Annotated in this window: 17 protein-coding genes; all 17 read right to left on the bottom strand. The window is 58.4% G+C overall.

From position 1 onward, the window contains the following. Positions 1-4: 4 nt before the first annotated feature. The gene (gene waaF, locus CLG94_RS06840; RefSeq protein ID WP_161954068.1) at positions 5-1729 is read right to left on the bottom strand and encodes a lipopolysaccharide heptosyltransferase II; all 1725 of its coding nucleotides are present in this window, start codon (positions 1727-1729) and stop codon (positions 5-7) included. After that, positions 1726-2709: a lysophospholipid acyltransferase family protein gene (locus tag CLG94_RS06835; RefSeq protein WP_107562120.1), complete on the bottom strand. Its 984-nt coding sequence runs from the start codon at positions 2707-2709 to the stop codon at positions 1726-1728. Before CLG94_RS06835 ends, waaF begins: the two co-directional genes overlap by 4 nt. After that, a complete protein-coding gene (lpxK, locus tag CLG94_RS06830; RefSeq protein ID WP_107562119.1) occupies positions 2706-3830 on the bottom strand; it encodes a tetraacyldisaccharide 4'-kinase in 1125 nt (374 codons plus the stop codon). The genes CLG94_RS06835 and lpxK overlap by 4 nt, the downstream gene beginning before the upstream one ends. Beyond that, a complete protein-coding gene (locus CLG94_RS06825) occupies positions 3827-5113 on the bottom strand; it encodes a 3-deoxy-D-manno-octulosonic acid transferase (protein WP_107562118.1) in 1287 nt (428 codons plus the stop codon). The genes lpxK and CLG94_RS06825 overlap by 4 nt, the downstream gene beginning before the upstream one ends. A gap of 16 nt (positions 5114-5129) precedes the next feature. After that, positions 5130-5825, bottom strand: coding sequence for a lysophospholipid acyltransferase family protein (locus tag CLG94_RS06820; RefSeq protein WP_107562117.1), 696 nt, complete (start codon positions 5823-5825; stop codon positions 5130-5132). Further along, positions 5825-6997 carry a lipid-A-disaccharide synthase gene (gene lpxB / locus CLG94_RS06815; protein ID WP_107562116.1) on the bottom strand — a complete coding sequence of 391 codons (1173 nt, stop codon included), beginning with the start codon at positions 6995-6997 and terminating at the stop codon, positions 5825-5827. Before lpxB ends, CLG94_RS06820 begins: the two co-directional genes overlap by 1 nt. A 5-nt stretch (positions 6998-7002) precedes the next feature. Further along, complete coding sequence (locus CLG94_RS06810) at positions 7003-7947, bottom strand: Gfo/Idh/MocA family protein (protein WP_107562115.1); 945 nt, start codon at positions 7945-7947, stop codon at positions 7003-7005. 128 nt (positions 7948-8075) lie between these two features. After that, positions 8076-8960 (bottom strand): LpxI family protein, encoded by an 885-nt coding sequence (locus CLG94_RS06805; protein WP_107562114.1) that lies wholly within the window; start codon positions 8958-8960, stop codon positions 8076-8078. A gap of 51 nt (positions 8961-9011) precedes the next feature. Next, the gene (gene lpxA, locus CLG94_RS06800; protein ID WP_107562113.1) at positions 9012-9788 is read right to left on the bottom strand and encodes an acyl-ACP--UDP-N-acetylglucosamine O-acyltransferase; all 777 of its coding nucleotides are present in this window, start codon (positions 9786-9788) and stop codon (positions 9012-9014) included. Then, entirely contained in the window at positions 9785-10267 is a 483-nt protein-coding gene (gene fabZ, locus CLG94_RS06795) for a 3-hydroxyacyl-ACP dehydratase FabZ (RefSeq protein ID WP_107562112.1), read from the bottom strand. Before fabZ ends, lpxA begins: the two co-directional genes overlap by 4 nt. Beyond that, positions 10264-11343, bottom strand: a complete 1080-nt coding sequence (gene lpxD / locus CLG94_RS06790; protein WP_107562111.1) for a UDP-3-O-(3-hydroxymyristoyl)glucosamine N-acyltransferase — start codon at positions 11341-11343, stop codon at positions 10264-10266. The genes fabZ and lpxD overlap by 4 nt, the downstream gene beginning before the upstream one ends. An 8-nt stretch (positions 11344-11351) precedes the next feature. Then, on the bottom strand, positions 11352-11900 hold the full coding sequence (locus tag CLG94_RS06785; protein WP_161954067.1) for an OmpH/Skp family outer membrane protein: 549 nt from the start codon (positions 11898-11900) through the stop codon (positions 11352-11354). 21 nt (positions 11901-11921) lie between these two features. After that, positions 11922-14198, bottom strand: coding sequence for an outer membrane protein assembly factor BamA (gene bamA / locus CLG94_RS06780; RefSeq protein ID WP_107562109.1), 2277 nt, complete (start codon positions 14196-14198; stop codon positions 11922-11924). Between the two features lie 145 nt (positions 14199-14343). After that, positions 14344-16776, bottom strand: coding sequence for an ATP-dependent Clp protease ATP-binding subunit (locus CLG94_RS06775; RefSeq protein ID WP_107562108.1), 2433 nt, complete (start codon positions 16774-16776; stop codon positions 14344-14346). 106 nt (positions 16777-16882) lie between these two features. Continuing rightward, complete coding sequence (locus CLG94_RS06770) at positions 16883-17602, bottom strand: ABC transporter ATP-binding protein (protein WP_107562107.1); 720 nt, start codon at positions 17600-17602, stop codon at positions 16883-16885. Next, positions 17595-18845, bottom strand: a complete 1251-nt coding sequence (locus CLG94_RS06765; RefSeq protein ID WP_107562106.1) for a lipoprotein-releasing ABC transporter permease subunit — start codon at positions 18843-18845, stop codon at positions 17595-17597. The genes CLG94_RS06770 and CLG94_RS06765 overlap by 8 nt, the downstream gene beginning before the upstream one ends. Then, entirely contained in the window at positions 18835-20364 is a 1530-nt protein-coding gene (gene lysS / locus CLG94_RS06760; protein ID WP_107562105.1) for a lysine--tRNA ligase, read from the bottom strand. The genes CLG94_RS06765 and lysS overlap by 11 nt, the downstream gene beginning before the upstream one ends. Positions 20365-20461 lie beyond the last annotated feature (97 nt).

The following is a 20461-nucleotide window of genomic DNA, read 5'->3' as shown; positions in this document are numbered from 1 at the left end:
GCTCTCATCCTCGGCCGCTCCGTTGCACAATCCACTCGGTGGCGCCCAGCAGATCTCTAGCCGTATGAGCGGGCATTGGACCTCCCGCCGCATGAAGGCGATCCAACGACTCGCGCCCATAGCCGGTCAGTACCAGCACCGAGGGGAGGCCTAGCCGATCTGCCAGCAGCATATCGCTCACCTTATCCCCAACGACGTACGATCGCTCCATGTCTACCTGCTGCTCAAAGGCCGCCTGCTGAATCAACCCGGGGGCAGGCTTACGACACAGGCAGGCCCGTCTGTACGGGAAGAGCCCTTCCCGAGGATGATGAGGGCAGTAGTAGAAGGCATCCATCTCGCCTCCCGCCTCGCGGAGCAACTGCAGGAGTCGCCGATGGGTCGCTTCAACCAGCTCTTCCGTTGCGTCCCCTCGGGCCACTCGCGCCTGATTGGTGACCACGATCCGCAGATACCCTTCCTCGCCAAGGCGTTTCAACGCTTCTGCCGCCCCGGGAATCGGTCTCATCAAGTCTGGGTGTTGAATCGGCCCGATCTCCTCGTTGATGGTACCGTCCCGGTCCAGAAAGACCGCGGGCCGCATCCGGACGTTCTCCTCGGTAGTGGAGGTTGATCGTGTGAGAAGGGCCTCCACGGCAGCCACAACCCTCTCCACGTCCAGCGCCTGCATGCATCGATGGTCGATCGGGCAGTCGCGGTAGCGACACGGACTGCAGGCCGGCGGATCGTGAAGAACCCGATGTCCAGAGCCGAGAGGCCCTGTTCGGAGAGGATCCGTCGGGCCGAACAGGGCGACGCACGGCACCCCTAACGCGGAGGCGAGATGCATCGTCCCCGTATCGTTCGTGAGGAGCAGCGCGCATCGACTGAGCAGGCCGGACAATTCGGGAAGAGTCGTCCGGCCACCGAAGTCGATAGCAGCTCCGCGCATCCGCTCGCGGATGGCGCTTGTTAACGAGGCTTCCCTCGGTGAACCGAATAACAGGACGGTGGCTCCAAGGCGATCAATCAAAAGATCGGCTGCTGCGGCAAACCGGTCAGTCGGCCAACGCTTTGCCGTCCCATAGGCAGCACCGGGGGTCATGCCAATTAACATGGTGTGAGAGGGGAGACCCAAGTCGGTGAGCAGCTTCTCTGCTTCCGCGTCGCTTCCCGGCGGAAGCAGAGAAGCTGTCGGACGCGACCACGCATCCCACTTAAGCGATCGGAGCAGGCCAAGGTAGGAGTCTGCCTGATGATGAAGTTTCGGGTTTCGGATTTCGGGTTTCGGGTTCAAAGAATCTCGTGACGCGTAACTCGAAACTCGAAACTCGAAACTCGAAGGTGAGGGGCACACCCCAACCGTCAAAAGAGGGCCCCGTCCATCGGCCACATACCCGACCCGGTGCGGAATTCCTGCCAGCCGGACGATCAGAGCTGTTCGGAAGCTGTTCGGTAAGAGCAGGGCCAATTCAAAGTCTCGTTGCCGTAGTGCTGTCGCCGCCCACATCAGCTCACCTCTGCTTGGCAACTCAACGAGCTCGTCGATGAACGGTAAGGATCGAAACAACTGGCTAAGCCACGGGCGCACGAGAAGTGAGATTCTTGCTTCAGGAAAGGAGCGGCGGAGGTTGGCGAGCGCAGGCAGAGCGAGGACCGCGTCGCCCAACCAATTAGGGCTTACGACCAGGATAGATCGAATCTGGTCTGGTTCGAAGGTACGCCTGATGCGAAGCGTCGCCACACTCATTGTGTCGGGTTCTGCCTCGCAGTTCCAGATTCCACGTATCGGGTTCCGGATTCCAGGTTCGGAACCTGGCACGTGGCACGCGGTTGTGTTTTCCATCTGCGATGGAGCCAGAGCCACTGGGCCGGCTCCCTCCGAACGAACGCTTCGATGGCCTTGGTGAAAGAGGCGGTGTTGGCAATGACGTCTGCCTTCAGGCGCCCGGTCCTGATCAAGGGGATCTCTTTCTCCACAAGAACAGTGTGCCGGTCCCGCCCGCACCGTATGATGGCGGCAGGAAGAACCGATGCGTCGGTTCTGAGGGCCAGGAGAGCTGGCGCAAGGGTCGTGCAGGCCTGCATACCAAAGAAATCGACAAAGACCCCCTCTTTCCAGGTGGTGTTTTGATCCATGAGGATCGCGACGCTCTCCCCACGAAGCAGCGCCCGCACCAGCACCGGCATCACCTGTTTCTTGGCTAATACCCTCGTTCCCCAGGCGGTCCGCAACCGGTTGATTGCCCTATCGAGGTATGGATTATCCAGGGGGCGCGTCACAGCAGACAACGGCTCACCCATAAGGCCTACCGCAAGCGGCAGCAGTTCCCACGAACCCAAGTGCGCGGTGACGTAGATGATTCCTTTCCCTCTGCGCTTGGCCTGCTGGATGTGCTCATACCCTTCGACCCCGATAACTTGCCGGAAGTTCTCTCGATCGATCTTGAGACTCCGACAGGTCTCGACAACGGTTCGGCCGAGATTGATAAAGCATAAGCGCGTAAGTTCATCAATCTCCATAGAGGAAAGCTCACCATGAAAGGCCCGATGCAGGTTCTCATGAGCAACAAGGCGATGCTTGTGATCAAAGCGGTAGAGCAGCCCAGCCAATCCCTCACCTACAGAGTAGGCCACTGAAGATGGCAGGTACAACAATCCCTTCGCGAGTCCCATCGCGAGGAGGTATTCGAGATAGGCGGCAATACCGCCCATGGTCTTGGGCTTCATGAGGCGCTCAGTTTCACCATGCGGCTCACCATGGCGTCTAACACCTCCACCCCTTCCACCAATTCGAGTGAGATCGACAGGGCGTAGAACGGTGCCTCCACCTTTGCAAGGTCCAAGCACGTCAATTTTACCATATCCTTTTCTGTGGTGACTACCATGGAGGCGCCGCTCTTCCTGGCCGCTTCGTTGATGATCTCCAGGTCGGCGGTAGAATAGCGGTGGTGATCGGGGAAGACACGACGAGCCACAACGAAGGCGCCAAGCTGAACAAGGGTGGCCTCAAACCGGCTCGGATTGGCGATGCCAGAGGCTGCCAACAACCGCTGACCAGTGAGACGTTCAAGGCCCAGGCGTTCTCCGCCGTTGACATCGATGAGGCCAATAGGCCGATGAACAGCCAGGGCGATTGGGGTGGTCGGCGCATACCGTCGGATCGCCTGCATGGCGGGGTCCAGGTCCCGTCCGGCGTCAGCGTGGGTGACGACCACGATGTCGGCCCGTCCGAGCGCCTCCGGAGGCTCCCGCAACAACCCCGAGGGCAACAGCCGACCGTAGCCAAGAGGGTTGCCCGCGTCAACCAGGACGATATCCAGATCGCGGTAGAGCCTGAGATGTTGAAACCCATCATCCAGAATAATGACACCGCAATCCACCTGCTCAAGGGCAACCTCACCAACTCGGTATCGGTCGGCTCCCGTCAAGACAGCGACACCCGGCAGGTGCCTGGCCAGCATATAGGCCTCGTCAGCGGCGACCGGCGGTTCACATCGTAGATCTCTGCCGTCGCTGATAATTGTTGGCTTCTTCAAACCACCTCGATACCCCCGTGAAATGATGACCACCCGCTGGCCTTGCTCGCGCAGCCGAGCGGCCAACATCTCAACGAACGGGGTCTTCCCGCTTCCGCCAGCACTTACGTTTCCAACGCTCAGCACCGGGACTGGAAGTCGGCGAGTCCTGGCGAGACCAGACGCAAAGAGCGCAGCCCGAAGCGAGATTGCTGCCCCATACGCATACGAGACCGGACGCAAGCACGTCAGCCAGGCTTGAGCGGTCCATTGCTCCGAAGCCTCCGCCATGCAGTGTTGCGTCCAGGCCGAGAGCGCCTCTATGCCTTTCACAAAACGAACTTCTCCAGAAGGGCTACCGTCCGCTCACACGCGCCGTGATGGGCCGCCAAAGCTGCCATTGCAGCTTGCCCCATACTCTCCCTGGCGGCGGGATCACGCAGGAGTATGGCGAGCTGCCTGGTAAGGTCCGCCGCATCGCTTACCTGGATAGCCGCCCCCCATTCGATTAGGTATGCGCTCGCTTCAGCGAAGTTTTCCATATGGGGACCGAACAGAATCGGACGACCGTACAGGGCCGGCTCAAGCAGGTTGTGGCCACCTCTGGGTATGAGGCTCCCTCCAACAAAGCTGATACTCCCCACCGCATATAGTGTCGACAGCTCACCAACGGTGTCCACGAGGATCACTTCCTTTGCGTCGCCTCTTCCTTGAGCTAAGGCGCTCCGTCTCACTGCAGTCAGGCCATAGTCTGCAACCATCGTCTCTACCTGGGTGACGCGCTCGGGATGGCGTGGCGCCAGAATCAACAGAAGGTCCGGGAACTCACCGCGCAGGCGACCAAAGACCTGCAGCAATACCTCCTCCTCACCTGCATGAGTACTTCCTGCCACCAGGATCGGTATCTCGGCTTCGATGTGAAGTTCCCGACGCCACTGTTCGGCAAGCGATGAGGCGTCAGCGTGGGGGGCTGCATCGACCTTGAGATTGCCCACCACATGCACCCGCTCAGGACTGGCACCCAACGCAAGAATCCGCTTCGCGTCTGTGCCGGTTTGCATGCAAAAGAGATCAACGCGTTGAAGGACCCGGCGGATGAAGGGTCGGACGAGGCAGTAGCGTGAAAAAGAGCGCTCTGATATCCGACCATTGATGATGGCTACCGGAATCCTTGAGGCAGCACATTCGTAGAGAAAATTTGGCCAGATTTCTGTCTCTGTGAGGAGGATGAGGCGGGGTCTCACGGTAGCAATGGCCCGATGAACGATCATTGGGAGATCGATCGGGAAGTACACCACTGCCGCTGCCTGCGGAAACGTTCGTCTGGCAACCTCTCGTCCGGTTCCGGTTACTGTTGAGACCAGGAGCGGTAGCGTTGGCCGACGAGCGGTCCAGAGATTAGCCAGGACGGAGGCAGCGCCGACCTCCCCCACCGAGACGGCATGTATCCAGACAGGCTGAACGGCTTGAAGCCGTGAGAGCAGTGGTTTAGGGTAACAACCCAGACGCTCACGCCATCCCTCCCGGTAGTAGGGGCTTCGAAGGGCCCTCAAAATGATAGAGGGTGACCAGACAAGTAAAACGAGGGTCAGCAGGAGGGTGTAGACAGAATACATCCCGGCATACCGGTCGTCACAGATTCGCCCTGAAGTAATCGTCGGCCTTCATCGTGAGCAGGTCGAGGCGTTCTTCGAGGGCTTCCTGATACTTTGTCACCTCATCCTTAGTCGCCGTCGGAGGAACGTACATCGGTTCCCCCCAGATGTATACGGCACGGGAGAATGGGACCGGTACGAGGAAGGCGTCCCAGCTCTGGAGGATTCGGCGTCGCGACGCACTAAAGCTCACCGGCACAATAGGAGCCCCCGTCAGCTTCGCCACCTCGATGACGCCGGGCCTGACCTTTGCTCGCGGTCCCTTTGGGCCATCCGGGGTAACAACCAGGTTCAGCCTTCCTTTGATGGCGCGAATCATCTGCTTGAGAGCGCGCATGCCGCCACGTGTCGCTGAGCCTCGAATCACCTCGAACCCGAGAAGCGTTGCAATTCGGCTGAAATACTCCCCATCCCGATGCTGGCTGACAAGGAGCACTCCCGGCTTCCCGGGATAGACAAAGGGCATCATCAGGAGCCGGCCGTGCCAGAAGACCACGATGATTCGCTCCCCCTTTGCCCAGCAGCTTTCAGGATACGTACGGCCAACATGAACGATCCGCAGCAGCCGAAATAGGCATTGCATAACCCTCGCAGCAAGCCATGGAACGATACGCAGCACAAAACGACCTTCCCTGAGCACAGCGACCGCTCTGGAAAAGGGCGACTTCTCCATTACCCTCTCTGGACCGCCATCCCCTCCCCGGCGCCAGACTGCAAGCACTCAAGGATAACGTCTACCGTCCGACCTATAGCTCCCGGCGGCCCCAATCGATCACGTACCTGCTGGAAATCCTGCCGCATCTGGAGACGTTGCTCCGTCGACAGGAGCAACCGGCGCACTTCGTCAGCGATCCGCTCGGGCGTCGCGTGAAATTGAATCAGCTCAGGTACAACTCGTCTTCCCGCTACCAGATTTACCATGCCGATGTACGGAACCCTGATCAACGCGCGGCCCAGCAGCCACGAGAGAAATGCGAGGCGATACACGATCACCATGGGGGTACCGATAATGGCCGCCTCCAGGGTCGCAGTACCTGAAGCCACAAGGATCACGTCCGAGGCAGCCATGACCTCATAGGTTCGCCCCTGAACAACCCTCGCCGAGATAACCTCTTGATTCAAGTAGGATCTGATGAGGTCGAGGGGAAGACCGTCGGCCACGGCAATGATGACGCGAAGACCCGGCTGCTCTATCATCAGCTGCCTGATCGACCTGAGTAAGATAGGTAGATGTCGCATGATCTCACCCACGCGGCTGCCGGGCAAGAGCCCCAGCACTGGGGCCGTCCCCTCCAGTTCCAGGCGGCGCCTTGCCTCCTGCATTGATGGTGAAGACGTTAACTGATCCAGGAGCGGGTAACCGACATACACGGCTTCGATCCCCCTTTCGCGATAGAAACTCTCCTCAAAGGGAAAGATCACCAGGAGCCGTCGGACATACTTCGCGATCGACCGTATCCGGCCAGCACGCCAAGCCCACACCTGCGGACTGATGAAATAGACAACGGGGATGCCAAGTCGGAATGCCCGGCGGGCGAGCCTCAGGTTGAAGTCCGGAAAATCTACAAGGATCATCAGATCCGGGCGTCGCTCGCGTAAACACCGGATCATGCTCCGATATGCCCGCCAGATGGCGGGAAGCCTGGCAGCAACCTCGACGATGCCGACCACCGCCAGATCGCCAACATGTGCATGGAGGCGGACACCCGCTTGGCGCATCCGGTCTCCCCCGATTCCCTCTATAGTAAGGTGGGGGGCGCGCCGCAGGAGTTCTTGAACTACGCAAGCGGCATGCAAGTCTCCTGAGGGCTCCCCTGCGACGATCAGAATCCGGCCATCTCGCATCTGGCCTACAGTTTCTCCATAATCTGAGAGGCCACCTTCAGGGCGTCCCGGCCGTCCTCGCCTGAGACCAGCGGTCTCTTTCTAGTCCGGACGCACTCGATAAAGCTCTCGAGCTCGACGCGAAGCGGCTCTGCCTTATCGATAGGAATCTCTTCCTTGACGATCGTGGGAGGTGCTTCGGCATCTGAATCCGCCGCCGGGATGCGATGGTAGACAGCAATCTCTTGCTGAGAATAGTCAAGAGAGATGAAGGTGTCCCGCTGAAATATCCGCACCCGTCGGACTCGTTCGACGCTCACCCGGCTGGCGGTCAGGTTCGCGACACACCCCGACTCAAACTGGAGCCGTGCGTTGGCGATATCCACCTGATCGGAGATGACCGGGACACCGACGGCCGTTACTGCGACGACAGGCGACTTGATCAGGTTCAGCACGATGTCAATATCATGGATCATCAGGTCGAGAACAACATCAACATCCGTGTTGCGGTGGGCGAAAGGGCCAAGACGGTGGCATTCGATGAAACCAGGGCTCCTCACAATGCTCTCGAGCGCCTTGACCGCACCATTGAATCGCTCGATATGCCCAACCTGGAAGATTCGATCGTCAGCCTTGGCAATCCCAACCAGTTCGTCGGCCTGAGCGAGGGACTGCGCGATCGGTTTCTCCACCAGGACGTCTACCCCGCGCTCCAGGAACTCCTTGGTGATCGAGTAGTGCGCCAGGGTCGGCACCGCTACACTGACGGCATCCACCCTTCCCAGGAGCTCGCGGTAATCGCGACACAGTTGGATACGGTACCGCGTCCCCAACTCCTGCAGGCGGGTCTCGTCGATATCGACCACCCCGACCAGCTCAACGCCCGTCATCTCCGAATAGATTCTGGCGTGGTGCTGCCCCACGTAGCCAACACCCACCACACCGACTCGAATTGGATGCCCGTTCTTCATTCCGGATTCTTCCTTCCCATTGCATCGGCATGAGCGAACTCGCTCTTAGAGGCAGCGATCAGCCATCAGCAGTCAGCATTCAGCTCTGGGTCTTGGCGGATAGCTGACGGCTGATGGCCGTCCTGCTGCTAATCTGCCACCATCGCTAGCCCAAGTCGGTCGGCAGTCGCCACTACCTTTTCCCGATCTAGAATCAAGGTCTGATCGGCATCCAGGGCAAGCGCAGTCGCGCCCGCCTCTTCGAGCGCTACCACGGTCTCCGGTCCGATGACCGGAAGATCGAAGCGCATATCCTGGTCGGGACGCCCAACCTTGACGACCACCACTCCCCCATTCCCAAGTTTGCCGCCGCGGCGAATGGCGGCATCAGTTCCCTCGATCGCCTCCACTGCCAGGACAGTTCGGCGTTTGACCACGACAGTTTGGCCGATTCGCAACTGCGCGATGGCTCTGGCAAGCTCTCTTCCAAAGTCGATATCTTGCTGCTCTAAGGAACTTGGCGCCCGCGCCGTCAGCATCCCCTTCCGCAATACGATCGAAGAAAGGAACCGCCGACAATCATGCAGAGTGATCCCTTTCTGTTTCAACGCATCGCCTACACCCGCGAGGATCGTATCGCCGCGTCGGTCTTTGAGCTTCAGATAGAGCAGCAAGCCATCCAGATCGGTCTTTACGCGCGAGAAGAGGCGGTCGAGCGGGACTTTCCCAAGCATCACAGCATTCGTCACCTTCTCTTGCTTTAGCACCGCGATCAACCGGCCAAGCTGTCCGGCTCCCACCCAACAGATCGTATCTACTTCATTGGCCAGATCGGCAGAGGCAGCCTCTTCGATGGCCACCGCCACGACCTTGAACCCCTGCATGCGCGCTTCCCGCGCCGCTACGACCGGAAGCGGCCCTCCGCCGGCTATGATCCCGAGGCATTCCATCGACTTTACCGTTTCGAGTTGCGAGTTTCGGGTTTCGGGTTTGGCTCTCCAGTTCCAGGTGCTGAGTCGAAGGTTCCCTTGCACGTAAGATCTTCTTCAACACGAAACTCGGAACTCGAAACTCGACACATCGCGTTAGCGCGCGATCCCTCTCGTCGAGAGCTTGATGAAGTGAATCAGGTGATCGATCTCTGGACAGGAGCTCACCTCCGATGCAATCCTCTCCAGAGCCTGAGACGTATTAAGGTTGGAAAGGAAGAGTAACCGATAGGCTTGCTTGAGGTGAAGGATCGCCTCCTGACCAATACCATGGCGGCGAAGACCAACCGTATTCAAACCGAAGCACTTGGCCCGGTCCCCCTGCGCCTTGACGAAGGGTGGGATGTCCTGCGAAACTGCCGAGCAGGCGCCAACCATGGCGTATTGTCCGATACGGACGAACTGATGGATCCCTGCCTGCCCACCGATAACCGCTCGGTCTTCGATCTCGACGTGGCCGGCCAGTCCAGCTTGACTGGCGACTACCACGTCATCACGTAAGAGGCAATCGTGTGCAATATGCGCATAGGCCATGATGTAGTTCCTGCGCCCTAGTATCGTAGCGCCCCTGCCTTTCGAGGATCCGCGATGGACCGATGCGAACTCCCGGATGACTGTCTCGTCACCTATTATCAGCCGGGTCATCTCACTTCGATCCTGAAAGATTTGGGGCACGGCGCCAAGGACTACGTGAGAGAAAATCTGGCACCGTTCTCCGATCTCTGTAATCCCATCAATGAGGGTATGCGAACCGATGACGGTCCCGGACCCCACGGTGACATCAGGACCGATGACCGAAAAGGCGCCGACGCTACAGTCCGGTCCAAGCTTGGCCTCCGGTGCAACAACCGCTGACGGATGAATTTGTATCATTGTTCCCCCATCGCCACTGGAACGCCTGGAGGAAGGTTAGGGGATCCCCGGTCAACGACAATGCACGACAACTCAGCCTCCACAGCCAGCTTGCCATCCACCATGGCGCTAGCTCGCATTCGACAGGTGCGGCTCCTGAGTTGGATTAACTCGACCTCTAATCTCACCTGATCCCCGGGCAGCACAGGCCTGCGAAATCTGGCCCGGTCGATGCCGGCAAGATACAGGAGCTTCTTTTCGGCGCTCACGTTCAGCGTCCGCATCAACAGGATCCCTCCGACCTGCGCCATCGCCTCGATCACCAGTACTCCCGGCATAATCGGCTGCCCTGGAAAGTGACCCTGAAAGAATGCCTCGTTAATGGTCACATTCTTGAGCCCTACCACCCTCTTTCCCGGCTCGATCTCAAGAATCCTATCGACCAGGAGAAAGGGATACCGGTGGGGAAGCATATCCTGAATTTGTCGACTATCGATCACTGGGGTCCCCCATCAGACGCCGACTGAGAAGGCTGCGCCCCCTCCCTCCGTTCCGAAGCGGCGCCCTCTAACGATGCCAAGCGAGCCTCAATACGCTTAAGGGTACTCAGGATTTGGGGGAGCCGATTCACCGCGGCGACGCTGCGCTTGAATGCGAGATGCGGTACGGCGGGAGAACCCAGGAAGACACCCCCAGGCGGAAGGTTCTTACTAACTCCAGCCTGCGCTCCCACGGTCACATCGTCGCCGATCTCAACATGATCGACGACCCCGACCTGGCCGGCCAGCGTCACCCGATCTCCGATCTTCGTACTGCCGGAGATGCCGCTCAGGGCCACAATTACCGTATCCGCTCCTACGACAACATTGTGTGCGATCTGGACCAGATTGTCGATCTTGGTCCCACGCTTGATCCGCGTCGCCCCCATTGTCGCTCGGTCGATTGTAACGTTGGCACCGATCTCAACGTCATCCTCGAGAATCACCCGCCCCACCTGCGGGATCTTGATGCGGACCCCCTGTCCGTCCTTCAGATACCCGAAGCCATCGCTACCTATCACAGCCCCGCTATGAATGATCACACGATCGCCGATCTCGACGCCTTCCCGGACCATGACCTGCGGGTAAAACCAACAGTCGGCGCCAATGTGGCTGCCCCTGCCGATGTAGACCTGGGCGCCCACGATGCTTCTCGGGCCAATCGTCACATCTGTCTCGACGACCGAGAGCGGCCCGATCGCAACATCCTCTGCAAGACGCGCGCCCTCAGCCACGATGCTGGATGGATGGACGCCAGGCGTTGGACGGTCCGGGGTGTAGAAAAGACGGAGGGCTTGGACAAAAGCCAGATACGGATCGTTCGTCACCAACGCCGGCTTAGAGCAGGGCGGACTCCCCTCACGTACAATCACAGCAGAGGCCCTGGTCGCCTCCAGTGCCGGTAGGTCGCGTGCGTTCACCACAAGGACCAAGTCTCCCTCACCCGCCTCGTGCAGTGGAGCGAGACGCCGGACATCGACATCATCGTTGCCTACCAGCCGGCACCTCAGCTTTTCAGCCAGCTCCCTCAGTTGCATCGCCACAACTACTTTTTACTTCGGCGGGTGTTGTAGCGTTCCAGGATCTCTTTAGTGAGATCGGCCGTATCGTTACTATAGATCACACCGCTCTGCCCCTTCTCAACGATGAGGGTGAACCCTTTCTCTTTGCCATAGTCCCGGGTCACAACTGTGAGATCCTTGAGCAACTCGTTCACCATCTCGCTTTCCCGCTTGGCCAGGTCGCGATTGAAATCCTCTGTCACTCGCTTGAGATCACGAAGCTTGCGTCGAATCTCTTCCTCTCTGTCCTTCTTTGCAGCATCACTCAGGGCGGATGCCTGCTTCTGGAGATCCGCGTCCATCTGCTTGATCTCAGCCTCTTTAGCGCTGATATCTTTCTGTTTCTCGGTTGCCTCCGCCTTAACCGTAGTCATCGCCGCCTGCCCCTCTTTCGACTGCGAGATGACCATCTGAAAATCTACAAACCCGAGCTTCATCGGGGGATCCGCAGCCCAGCTCACGGATGCCATCAAGACCACCGCCGCAGCCCCCCAGAACTGCCACCATCGCTCACCACGATTCGATCGCGCCATACGTCTCATTTCCTCCTGGTGCTAAAACATCGATCCGACCGTCAAGTGCACGGCACTACTCGACTCCCCTTTCTGCTTGTCCAGGTTGATGCCCAACTCGACCCGCACCAGACCAAAGGGGGTGGCGACGCGAACTCCGCCCCCGGCAGTCGGTCGCAGATCTAACGAGATACTTTCCCCCTCGGTCCAGACATTACCCGCATCGAAAAAGAGCAAGCCCCTCAAACCCAATGGCTCATAGATGGGGAACATCACCTCGTTGTTGAAGTAGATGGCCTTGTTACCGCCGATCCGTTCTCCTGTTGCAGGATCGATAGGGCTCAGGTGGAAGGTCTTGAACCCCCGAACGGTGTTGGTGCCACCAAGGTAGATCAGTTCCTGGACCGGCAGGTTCTTCCCGCCGTATGGCTCCGCGACAATCAGGTTTCCGCGTACATGACCGACTATTTTCCAGATCAGTGGGTGGTAGTAGCCCATGTCGAGGTTTAAGCGATTGAACTTGTTTTCCCCACCCAGAAAGGACGCGGCAAGTTGATACGTTGCAGCCCCGTTGAAGCCTCTGGTCGGATCACGTGGGTTGTCCCTGAGATCCAACGAGAGACCAACAGAGACCCGTCCGGTCGTATTCGTCCCTTCCTGGTCCTTGATCTCTTCCGGGGCGTCATCGTTAACATCAAAGATCCGGTTCACCTCGTACCGGTACCCAAGGGTACCGAACAACTGCTTGTAGAGCCGCCGGCCAAAGGCCATCGAGCCGCCCTTGATATCCTGATTATAGCCGACCTGCTCGTTGAAGAGCAGGCGCTGGTTGAACACCGAGACGTCAAACGAGGTCTCAGTGTCTAGAATGTGGGGATCAAAGAAATTCAGGGCAAACCGACTGGCCCTGGAGCCAAGCTGTGCTGAGAGAGAGACCCGTTGTCCCAATCCGAGAAAGTTATCCTGGGTGATGGAGCCCGTACCCATCATCCCGTCAATCGAACTGAAGCCGCCTCCGAGACTGAAGGAGCCGGTCGGCTTCTCCTTCACCACGACATCGACGTCCACTCGATCCTCAGACGTGCCACGACGGGTCTCGACCTTGACATCCTCGAAGTAGCCAAGGTTGTTCAGATTCTGGCGACCGCGCGCCAGCAGGCGGCTATTGTACAAGTCGCCCTCGATCAGAGGGATCTGCCGTCGGATTACTTTGTCTCGGGTCTTTGTGTTGCCTGAGATCTCGATTCGCTCCAGGAAGGCCTGTTTCCCTTCACCGATTTCCAGGCCCACATCCACAATATGGTTCTCTCGATCGGTATTAATGGTCGGGGCGATATCCGCGAAGAGATAGCCACGCTCCGAATACCGGTCGGTGAGGGTCAACATGTCCCGCTGGAGCACCTCCCGGCTAAAAACGCCCTGCTTGGCGATCTGAAGCGGCTTCAATACCTCCTCGGTGGAAAAGACGGTGCTACCAGTCACCCGTACCTCTCCGACCCGGTACCGCGGGCCCTCTTCCACACGCATACTGATCTCGAGTGACTGCCTTGCCTCGACCACCCGGATCTCCGGCTCCCCCACTTTAATGTCAAGATAGCCATTATCCAGATAGAAGGCCTTGATCCGATCGAGATCGCGTTGCAACTCATCCCGTTTCAGCGTCCCAAAAAAGAAGAACAGGAACAGCTCCCTGGTGGCCATGCGCGCCTTGATCTCCTGCTCGCTTAACCCTTTGGCTCCATGGATTCGAATGGTAGAAATCTCAAACTTTCCCCCTTCATCGATCTGGAAGGTGACCGCGACATCACCCTCCGCAGTCTTGTCTACTTGCGGGAGAACCTTGGCCTGGTAATACCCATCCTCTTCATAAAACAACCGGACCTTGTCCGCATTCGCCGTCACGGCCTGCGGGCTGAATACCCCCCCCTCAGTCAGCGTGAGTTTCTCCTTGATCTTGTCAGTGGCAATCTGCTTGTTGCCTCGGATCTTCACTTCCCGGATGGTTGGCTTTTCAGTGAGAATGAAGGTGATCTTCAGGCCCCCTTCAAAGACTTCGGCATCCACAGCGACATCGTCGTAAAAGCCCAACCGATAGACCGTCTTAACATCCTCCCTGATCTTTTCCAGAGAGAACGCCTCTCCAACCCTGGTCTTGAGCTTGAACCGGATCGTGGCCTCGTCGATCTTTCGGCTTCCCTTGATATCGAGCTGTTTGACCTGTGCCTGTTCCTGGCCATAAGCTTCACCAAGCGTCAACGCCAAAAAGAAGACGAGAGAACTGGCGACAAGAACTTTTACGCTATTCGCGAAGGCGTACACCGATCGCTATCGCTCCTCGATTCTGGACGAGATACCTACACTCAAATGAAATCCAGTATTTATACTACCTTTGCCGCACAAGCACAAGGAGAAACTCACCAGGACGGACCGCAAGTGAAGAGATGTGGGGTGGAAAGAGGTGAGGCTATTTAGAGGCTTCGAGGAGGCTGACCTCTTCGAATGTCAAGGCGTCACCCTCGAGTTTAACCCTGAGGGTGCCTCCTTCTATAAATCGCCCCTTCAAGACCTCTTCGGCTAATGGATCCTCCACATAGCGCTGAATGGCACGGCGGAGGGGCCTGGCGCCAAGGGTTGGGTCAAAACCTCGGTTGATTAGAAAGTTTTTCGCGCTCTCGTCGACCACAAGCGAGATCTTGCGCTCCGCAAGCTGAAGCTGGAGACGAGCGAGCATCAGATCTATAATCTTACAGAGTTCGCTTTTGCTCAACTGGTGGAAGACAATCATCTCGTCGATCCGATTAAGCAGTTCCGGATTGAAGGCCCGTTTCAGCTCGCCCATGACGGTATCCTTCATCTTGTCGTATGTGACCGTCTCGTCACCGCCCTTGGCAAAGCCCATTGAAGCATGGAGACCGATCTGACGGGCGCCGATGTTGCTCGTCATGATCAATATGGTATTCTTGAAGTCAACAATGCGACCATAGCTGTCGGTAAGGCGACCATCCTCAAAGATCTGGAGGAGCAGATTAAATACATCCGGATGAGCTTTTTCTATCTCATCAAGGAGGACGACAGAGAATGGCCGACGCCGAACCTTCTCAGTGAGCTGGCCCGAATCGTCGTACCCGATATACCCCGGAGGGGCGCCGATAAGACGAGAGGTGGAGAAGCGCTCCATGTACTCCGACATATCGACGCGGATCAGCGCGTCCTCCGTTCCGAATAGGAATTCCGCCAGCGCTTTGGCTAGCTCGGTCTTCCCCACGCCGGTTGGTCCAAGGAAGATGAACGACCCGACGGGACGGCCCGGGTTCTTAATCCCGGCCCGCGAACGGCGAATCGCGCGACTCACGCTCTCGATGGCCTCGGTCTGCCCCACCACCCGCTTCTCAAGATCCTGCTCCATTCGGATCAGCTTGGAGGATTCCTCTTCCTCGATCTGGTACAGCGGAATGCCTGTCCACTTGGAGACGATATAGGCAACCTCCTCGGCCGTCACAACAGTCTCTTTCTTCGCCCTGGACTCCTTCCAGTGAGCCTTTTTCTCTTCTAGCTCGGTCCGGAGCTTGCGCTCCGAATCTCGGAGCCTGGCCGCAACCTCAAAGGCCTGGGTCCGGATAGCGTCTTCCTTCTGGGCTCGGAGGCGTTCGACTTCGTTCTCCATCTCGCGGAGATCCTGTGGCAGCATCAGGGTTTTCAGCCGCGCTCGTGAGCCGGCCTCGTCAATGACATCAATAGCCTTATCAGGCAAAAAGCGGTCGGCAATGTAGCGCTGGGACAGACGCGCAGCAGCCGTCACGGCCTCGTCAGTGATGACCGCGCAGTGATGCGCCTCATAGCGATCCTTAATCTCCCGGAGGATCAGAATCGTTTCCTCCACGCTCGGCGGCCCGACCTGGACTGCCTGAAACCGTCGCTCCAATGCTCGATCCTTCTCAATGTGGCGGCGAAACTCGTCGAGGGTGGTCGCACCGATGCACTGCAGCTCCCCGCGCGCAAGCGCCGGCTTCAACATACTGGCTGCGTCGATCGCGCCCTCTGCGGCGCCGGCGCCCACCAACGTGTGCAACTCATCGATGAACAGGATGATGCTCTGCGTCGTCTGAATCTCCCTGACGACGGCCTTCAGCCGCTCCTCGAATTGACCGCGATACTTCGTCCCGGCCACCATGCCGGCGAGGTCGAGTTGGACGACCCGCTTCCGAAGCAGGGTCTCCGGCACGTTACTGGCCACAATACGTTGCGCAAGCCCTTCCACGATGGCGGTCTTTCCCACGCCGGCCTCCCCGATCAGGACCGGATTGTTCTTTGTCCGGCGCGAGAGAATCTGGATGACCCGCTCGATCTCCGTCTCACGGCCGATGACGGGATCCAGCCGGTCTTGGCGCGCCATCGCGGTCAGGTCTACACCGAACTCATCCAGCGCAGGTGTCCTGGTCGACGACGTGGGCTTCGAGGCTTGCTCGCCCAGTAGCTCCTGGGCCTGCGCCTTCGCAGAGGCTACGCTGACGCCGAAGTCCCTCAGGACCAGGGAGGCGATCCCTTCGCCCTCGCGGATCAGTCCGAGCAGCAGATGCTCTGTCCCGATATAGTTGTGTCCAAGCGATCTCGCTTCAGAGATAGCATATTCCAGGACCTTCTTCGCCTGCGGGGTAAAGGGGATCTCGCCGGCGGGGCTGAATTCTGAGCCGGCTGAGACGATCTTCTCGATCTCTCCCTTCACCGCGGAGATATTCACGTTCAGCTTCTTGAGGATCGCGACCGCGAGTCCGTCGCCCTCGCGGATCAGTCCAAGCAACAGGTGCTCAGTACCGACGAAGTTGTGTCCGAGGCGGATCGCCTCCTCCCGGGCCAGGATAATCACCTTGCGGGCTCGCTCTGTAAATCGCTCGAACATCTCCTCGCTCCCCTCTCTTCAGTACCCTGGAACCACCAGCATTTTCAGTATAGCCGATCCTTTCAGAATTTCAAGCCCTCTCTGGGCCTGTCCCGCAAACTCTCGTTTACCCTGAGATCATCGAATGGTTGGCGGGGGCTTGACGGACGGGCTCCTCTACAATTCTACCATCCAATATTGTCACGATCCGATCCGATCGATGGGCTAACTTCTCATTGTGCGTCACCATGACAAAGGTGAGGCCACGTTCTCGATTCAGCCAATGGAGCAGCTCAAAGGTCGCATCTCCTGTCTTGGTATCCAGGTTTCCGGTCGGTTCGTCTGCGAGGATGATCTTGGGTCCGGCGCCAAGGGCCCTGGCGATAGCGACTCGTTGCTGCTCTCCGCCGGAAAGTTCAGAGGGACGATGCAAGAGTCTGGACTCGAGCCCCACATCCCTCAGCAGAGACGCGGCGATCTCCCGTGCCTGTGACCGCTTCCGGCGCGCCACTAAGAGCGGCATCATGACATTCTCCAGTGCGGTGAACTCTGGAAGTAGATGGTGGAACTGAAAGATAAAGCCGACAGTCCGGTTGCGAAAGTCGGCCAGTTGCCCATTGTCCATCTGCCCAAGACTGACATTCTCACAGAAAATCTCACCTTCGGTTGGGCGATCCAGGGCGCCTAGCAGATGCAGGAGCGTGCTCTTGCCGGCTCCTGAAGGTCCCACGATTGCAATGAATTCTCCCTTTTCAATACTGAGGTCAACACCCTTCAGAACCTCAACTGGTCCACCGTCGATCTGAAACGACTTGTAGACGCCATCTGCTCTGATAAACTCACTCATAGCGGATCGCGACGACTGGGTCAAGCTTGGCCGCCCGCCAGGAAGGATAGAGCGTCGCGAGAAAGCTCAGGACCAGCGTCGAGGAGGCGATCAAGACCATGTCGGTCCCTTTCATTAAGATCGGGAGGGAATCCAGCAGATAGACATCGCCCTGGAGACTGACGATTTTATAGGTCTCCTGCAGCTTACAGATAATGGCGCCCCCCGCAGTCCCCAACAGGGTACCGACAAGTCCAATCACCAATCCCTCCACCATGAAGATCGCCATGATGCTCCTGGAGGTAGCGCCAATCGACTTCAAGATGCCAATCTCCGCCCCCTTATCCATCACCTTCATGGTCAGGGTGCTCACGATGTTAAAGGCGGCCACCAGAACGATCATCGTCAGGATGATAAACATGGCGATCTTTTCCAGCTTCAGCGCAGCAAAGAGATTACGATGCAACTGCATCCAGTCCCGCGCGACGTACGGGAACCCAAGTCGTCGCTGAATCTCCGCCCCCACCTCCTTTGCCTTGTACAGATCGTCCACCTTTACCTCGATCCCTGTCACTGATTGTCCCATCTGGAAGAACTGCTGAGCCGTCGCAATAGTAATATAGGCGAGGGCGCTGTCGTATTCATACATTCCCATCTCGAAGATCCCGGCCACGGTAAAACCTCGCATGCGCGGCGCAAGCCCGAATGGGGTCAGTACATTTCCGAAGGGGGAAATAACATTCACCCGCCCGCCGAGACCCACTCCGAGATTCGTTGCCAGGGCGCGCCCGATGATGATCCCCTCGGGGTCAAGACGCCATCCGCTTCCCTCAGTTGGTCCTTTCAGGCGTACCGGATCGACCTCGGTAAAGCTCCTGGTCAGCGCCGTGACCTCCTGCGCGGAGTCGAGATCGATGCCACGAAGGACCGCCCCGCCCGCCCCTCGACCCGTGCTCAGCATCACCTGGTGGTAGGTGAAGGGAGAAACAGCCACCACGTGCGGAACATCGCGAACCCGCACAAGCGTCTGAGCCGGCTCCTCCACCCCTCGATCCCCATGACGTATGATCCAGAGGTGGGCATTGGTCCCGAGGATCTTACTTCGAAGGTCACGCTCAAACCCGCTCATCACCGCCAGAACGACAATGAGCGCCATAACGCCAAGGGCAACGCCACCGATAGAGATCAGCGTGATCAGGGAGATGAAAGCATGCCCTCGCCTCGCCTTCAGATACCGAAGCCCCACGAACAGTTCAAACGGCATCGGTACCGTCTTCCCTTCGACAGGACTCAGGACAGGGTTCGCCTTGGGCGGGTTTCAGAAGAGGAAAGAGGATGACATCACGAATGGAGGCGGAGTCGGTGAAGAGCATAGCCAGCCGATCGATACCGATCCCTTCACCAGCCGTCGGAGGCATCCCGTACTCCAATGCACGCAGATAATCCTCATCCAGGCCATGGGCCTCCAGATCGCCTTGATCCCGCTGCCGTAACTGGTCAAGAAAACGGGCGCGCTGCTCACGCGGATCATTCAGCTCAGAGTAGGCATTGGCGATCTCCATCCCGCCAACGAACAGCTCAAACCGCTGAACCGTCGTCGGATCCCCTTGTTTCGCTTTGGCCAAGGGGGAGAGTTCGGTGGGAAAATCGATGATGAACGTGGGCTGTAAGAGTTTCGGCTCCACCAGGGCGTCGAACAGCTCCGCCAGCACCTTCCCCCTGCCCCAACCCGGTGAGATGCCCACCCCATGGCGTCTGGCCGTCGCGCTCACGCCGTCTTCCGTTGCGAGGACCTCTGCATCAAGTCCAGCCAGCTCGACAAGGGCCTCCTCCAGCGTAAGCTTCGGCCATGGCGGAGCGAAGGATATCCGCTGCCCCTGATAGATCACCTCCTGGCCTCCCGTGATCTCCTTGGCCAGATGAGCAAACAGCTCTTCCGTCATCACCATCAAATCCCGGTAATCGGCATACGCCTGGTAGAACTCCAGCATTGTGAACTCAGGGTTATGCTGGGTGGAGATCCCCTCATTTCGAAAGCTCCTGTTGATCTCGAAGACCCGGTCGAACCCTCCCACTACGAGCCGCTTCAGATAGAGCTCGGGGGCAATTCTCAGATACAGCGTGAGGTCGAGGGCGTTGTGGTGTGTGACAAAGGGGCGCGCCATGGCGCCACCTGCCATCGCCTGCATCATGGGGGTCTCGACTTCCAGGAACCTCCTCGATTCAAGGAAGCGGCGGATCTCCGTGATCAAGCGGCTACGCGTCCTGAAGGCGTCCGCGACCTGGCGGTTCACGATGAGATCCAGATAGCGCTGACGGAAACGGGTCTCCACGTCAGTCAGTCCATGCCACTTTTCCGGCAGCGGTCGCAACGACTTCGACAGGAGCTGAACCGTCATGGCTCGCACCGTGAGCTCTCCTGTCCGCGTCCGGAAGAGCTGGCCTTCCACCCCCAGGTAGTCGCCAACATCCAGCTTCTTGCAGAGGTCGTATGCCTCGAGACCGACGGTATCCCGTACGATGTAGATCTGAATCCTCCCGGAACCGTCCTGGAGGTGAGCGAATGTCGCCTTCCCGTGACCCCGTACGGACATCAGGCGCCCGGCGATCGACACCTGAGGAGCCCCCGCGTCCCCCTCTTCAGAGAGACCCGCATACTCCCGGTGCAGATCGGCCGCGAGATGCGTGGCACTGAACCGGGCTGGATACGGGTCAACGCCGGCCGCTTCAAGCTCCGCCAGCTTCCGCATCCGCTCGCCTACTAACGAATGTTCTTCGCTCATCTAACCTCCTGTCGAATTGGTCCGATTATAGGAAGCGTGGGTGACAGGTGTCAAGGTACTTCAGGCCTTACTTCACTGCTTGCTGTTATGAGAATTG

The organism is Candidatus Methylomirabilis limnetica, from assembly GCF_003044035.1.
Lineage (GTDB): Bacteria > Methylomirabilota > Methylomirabilia > Methylomirabilales > Methylomirabilaceae > Methylomirabilis > Methylomirabilis limnetica.
This window is presented reverse-complemented; position numbering and strand designations above follow the sequence as displayed.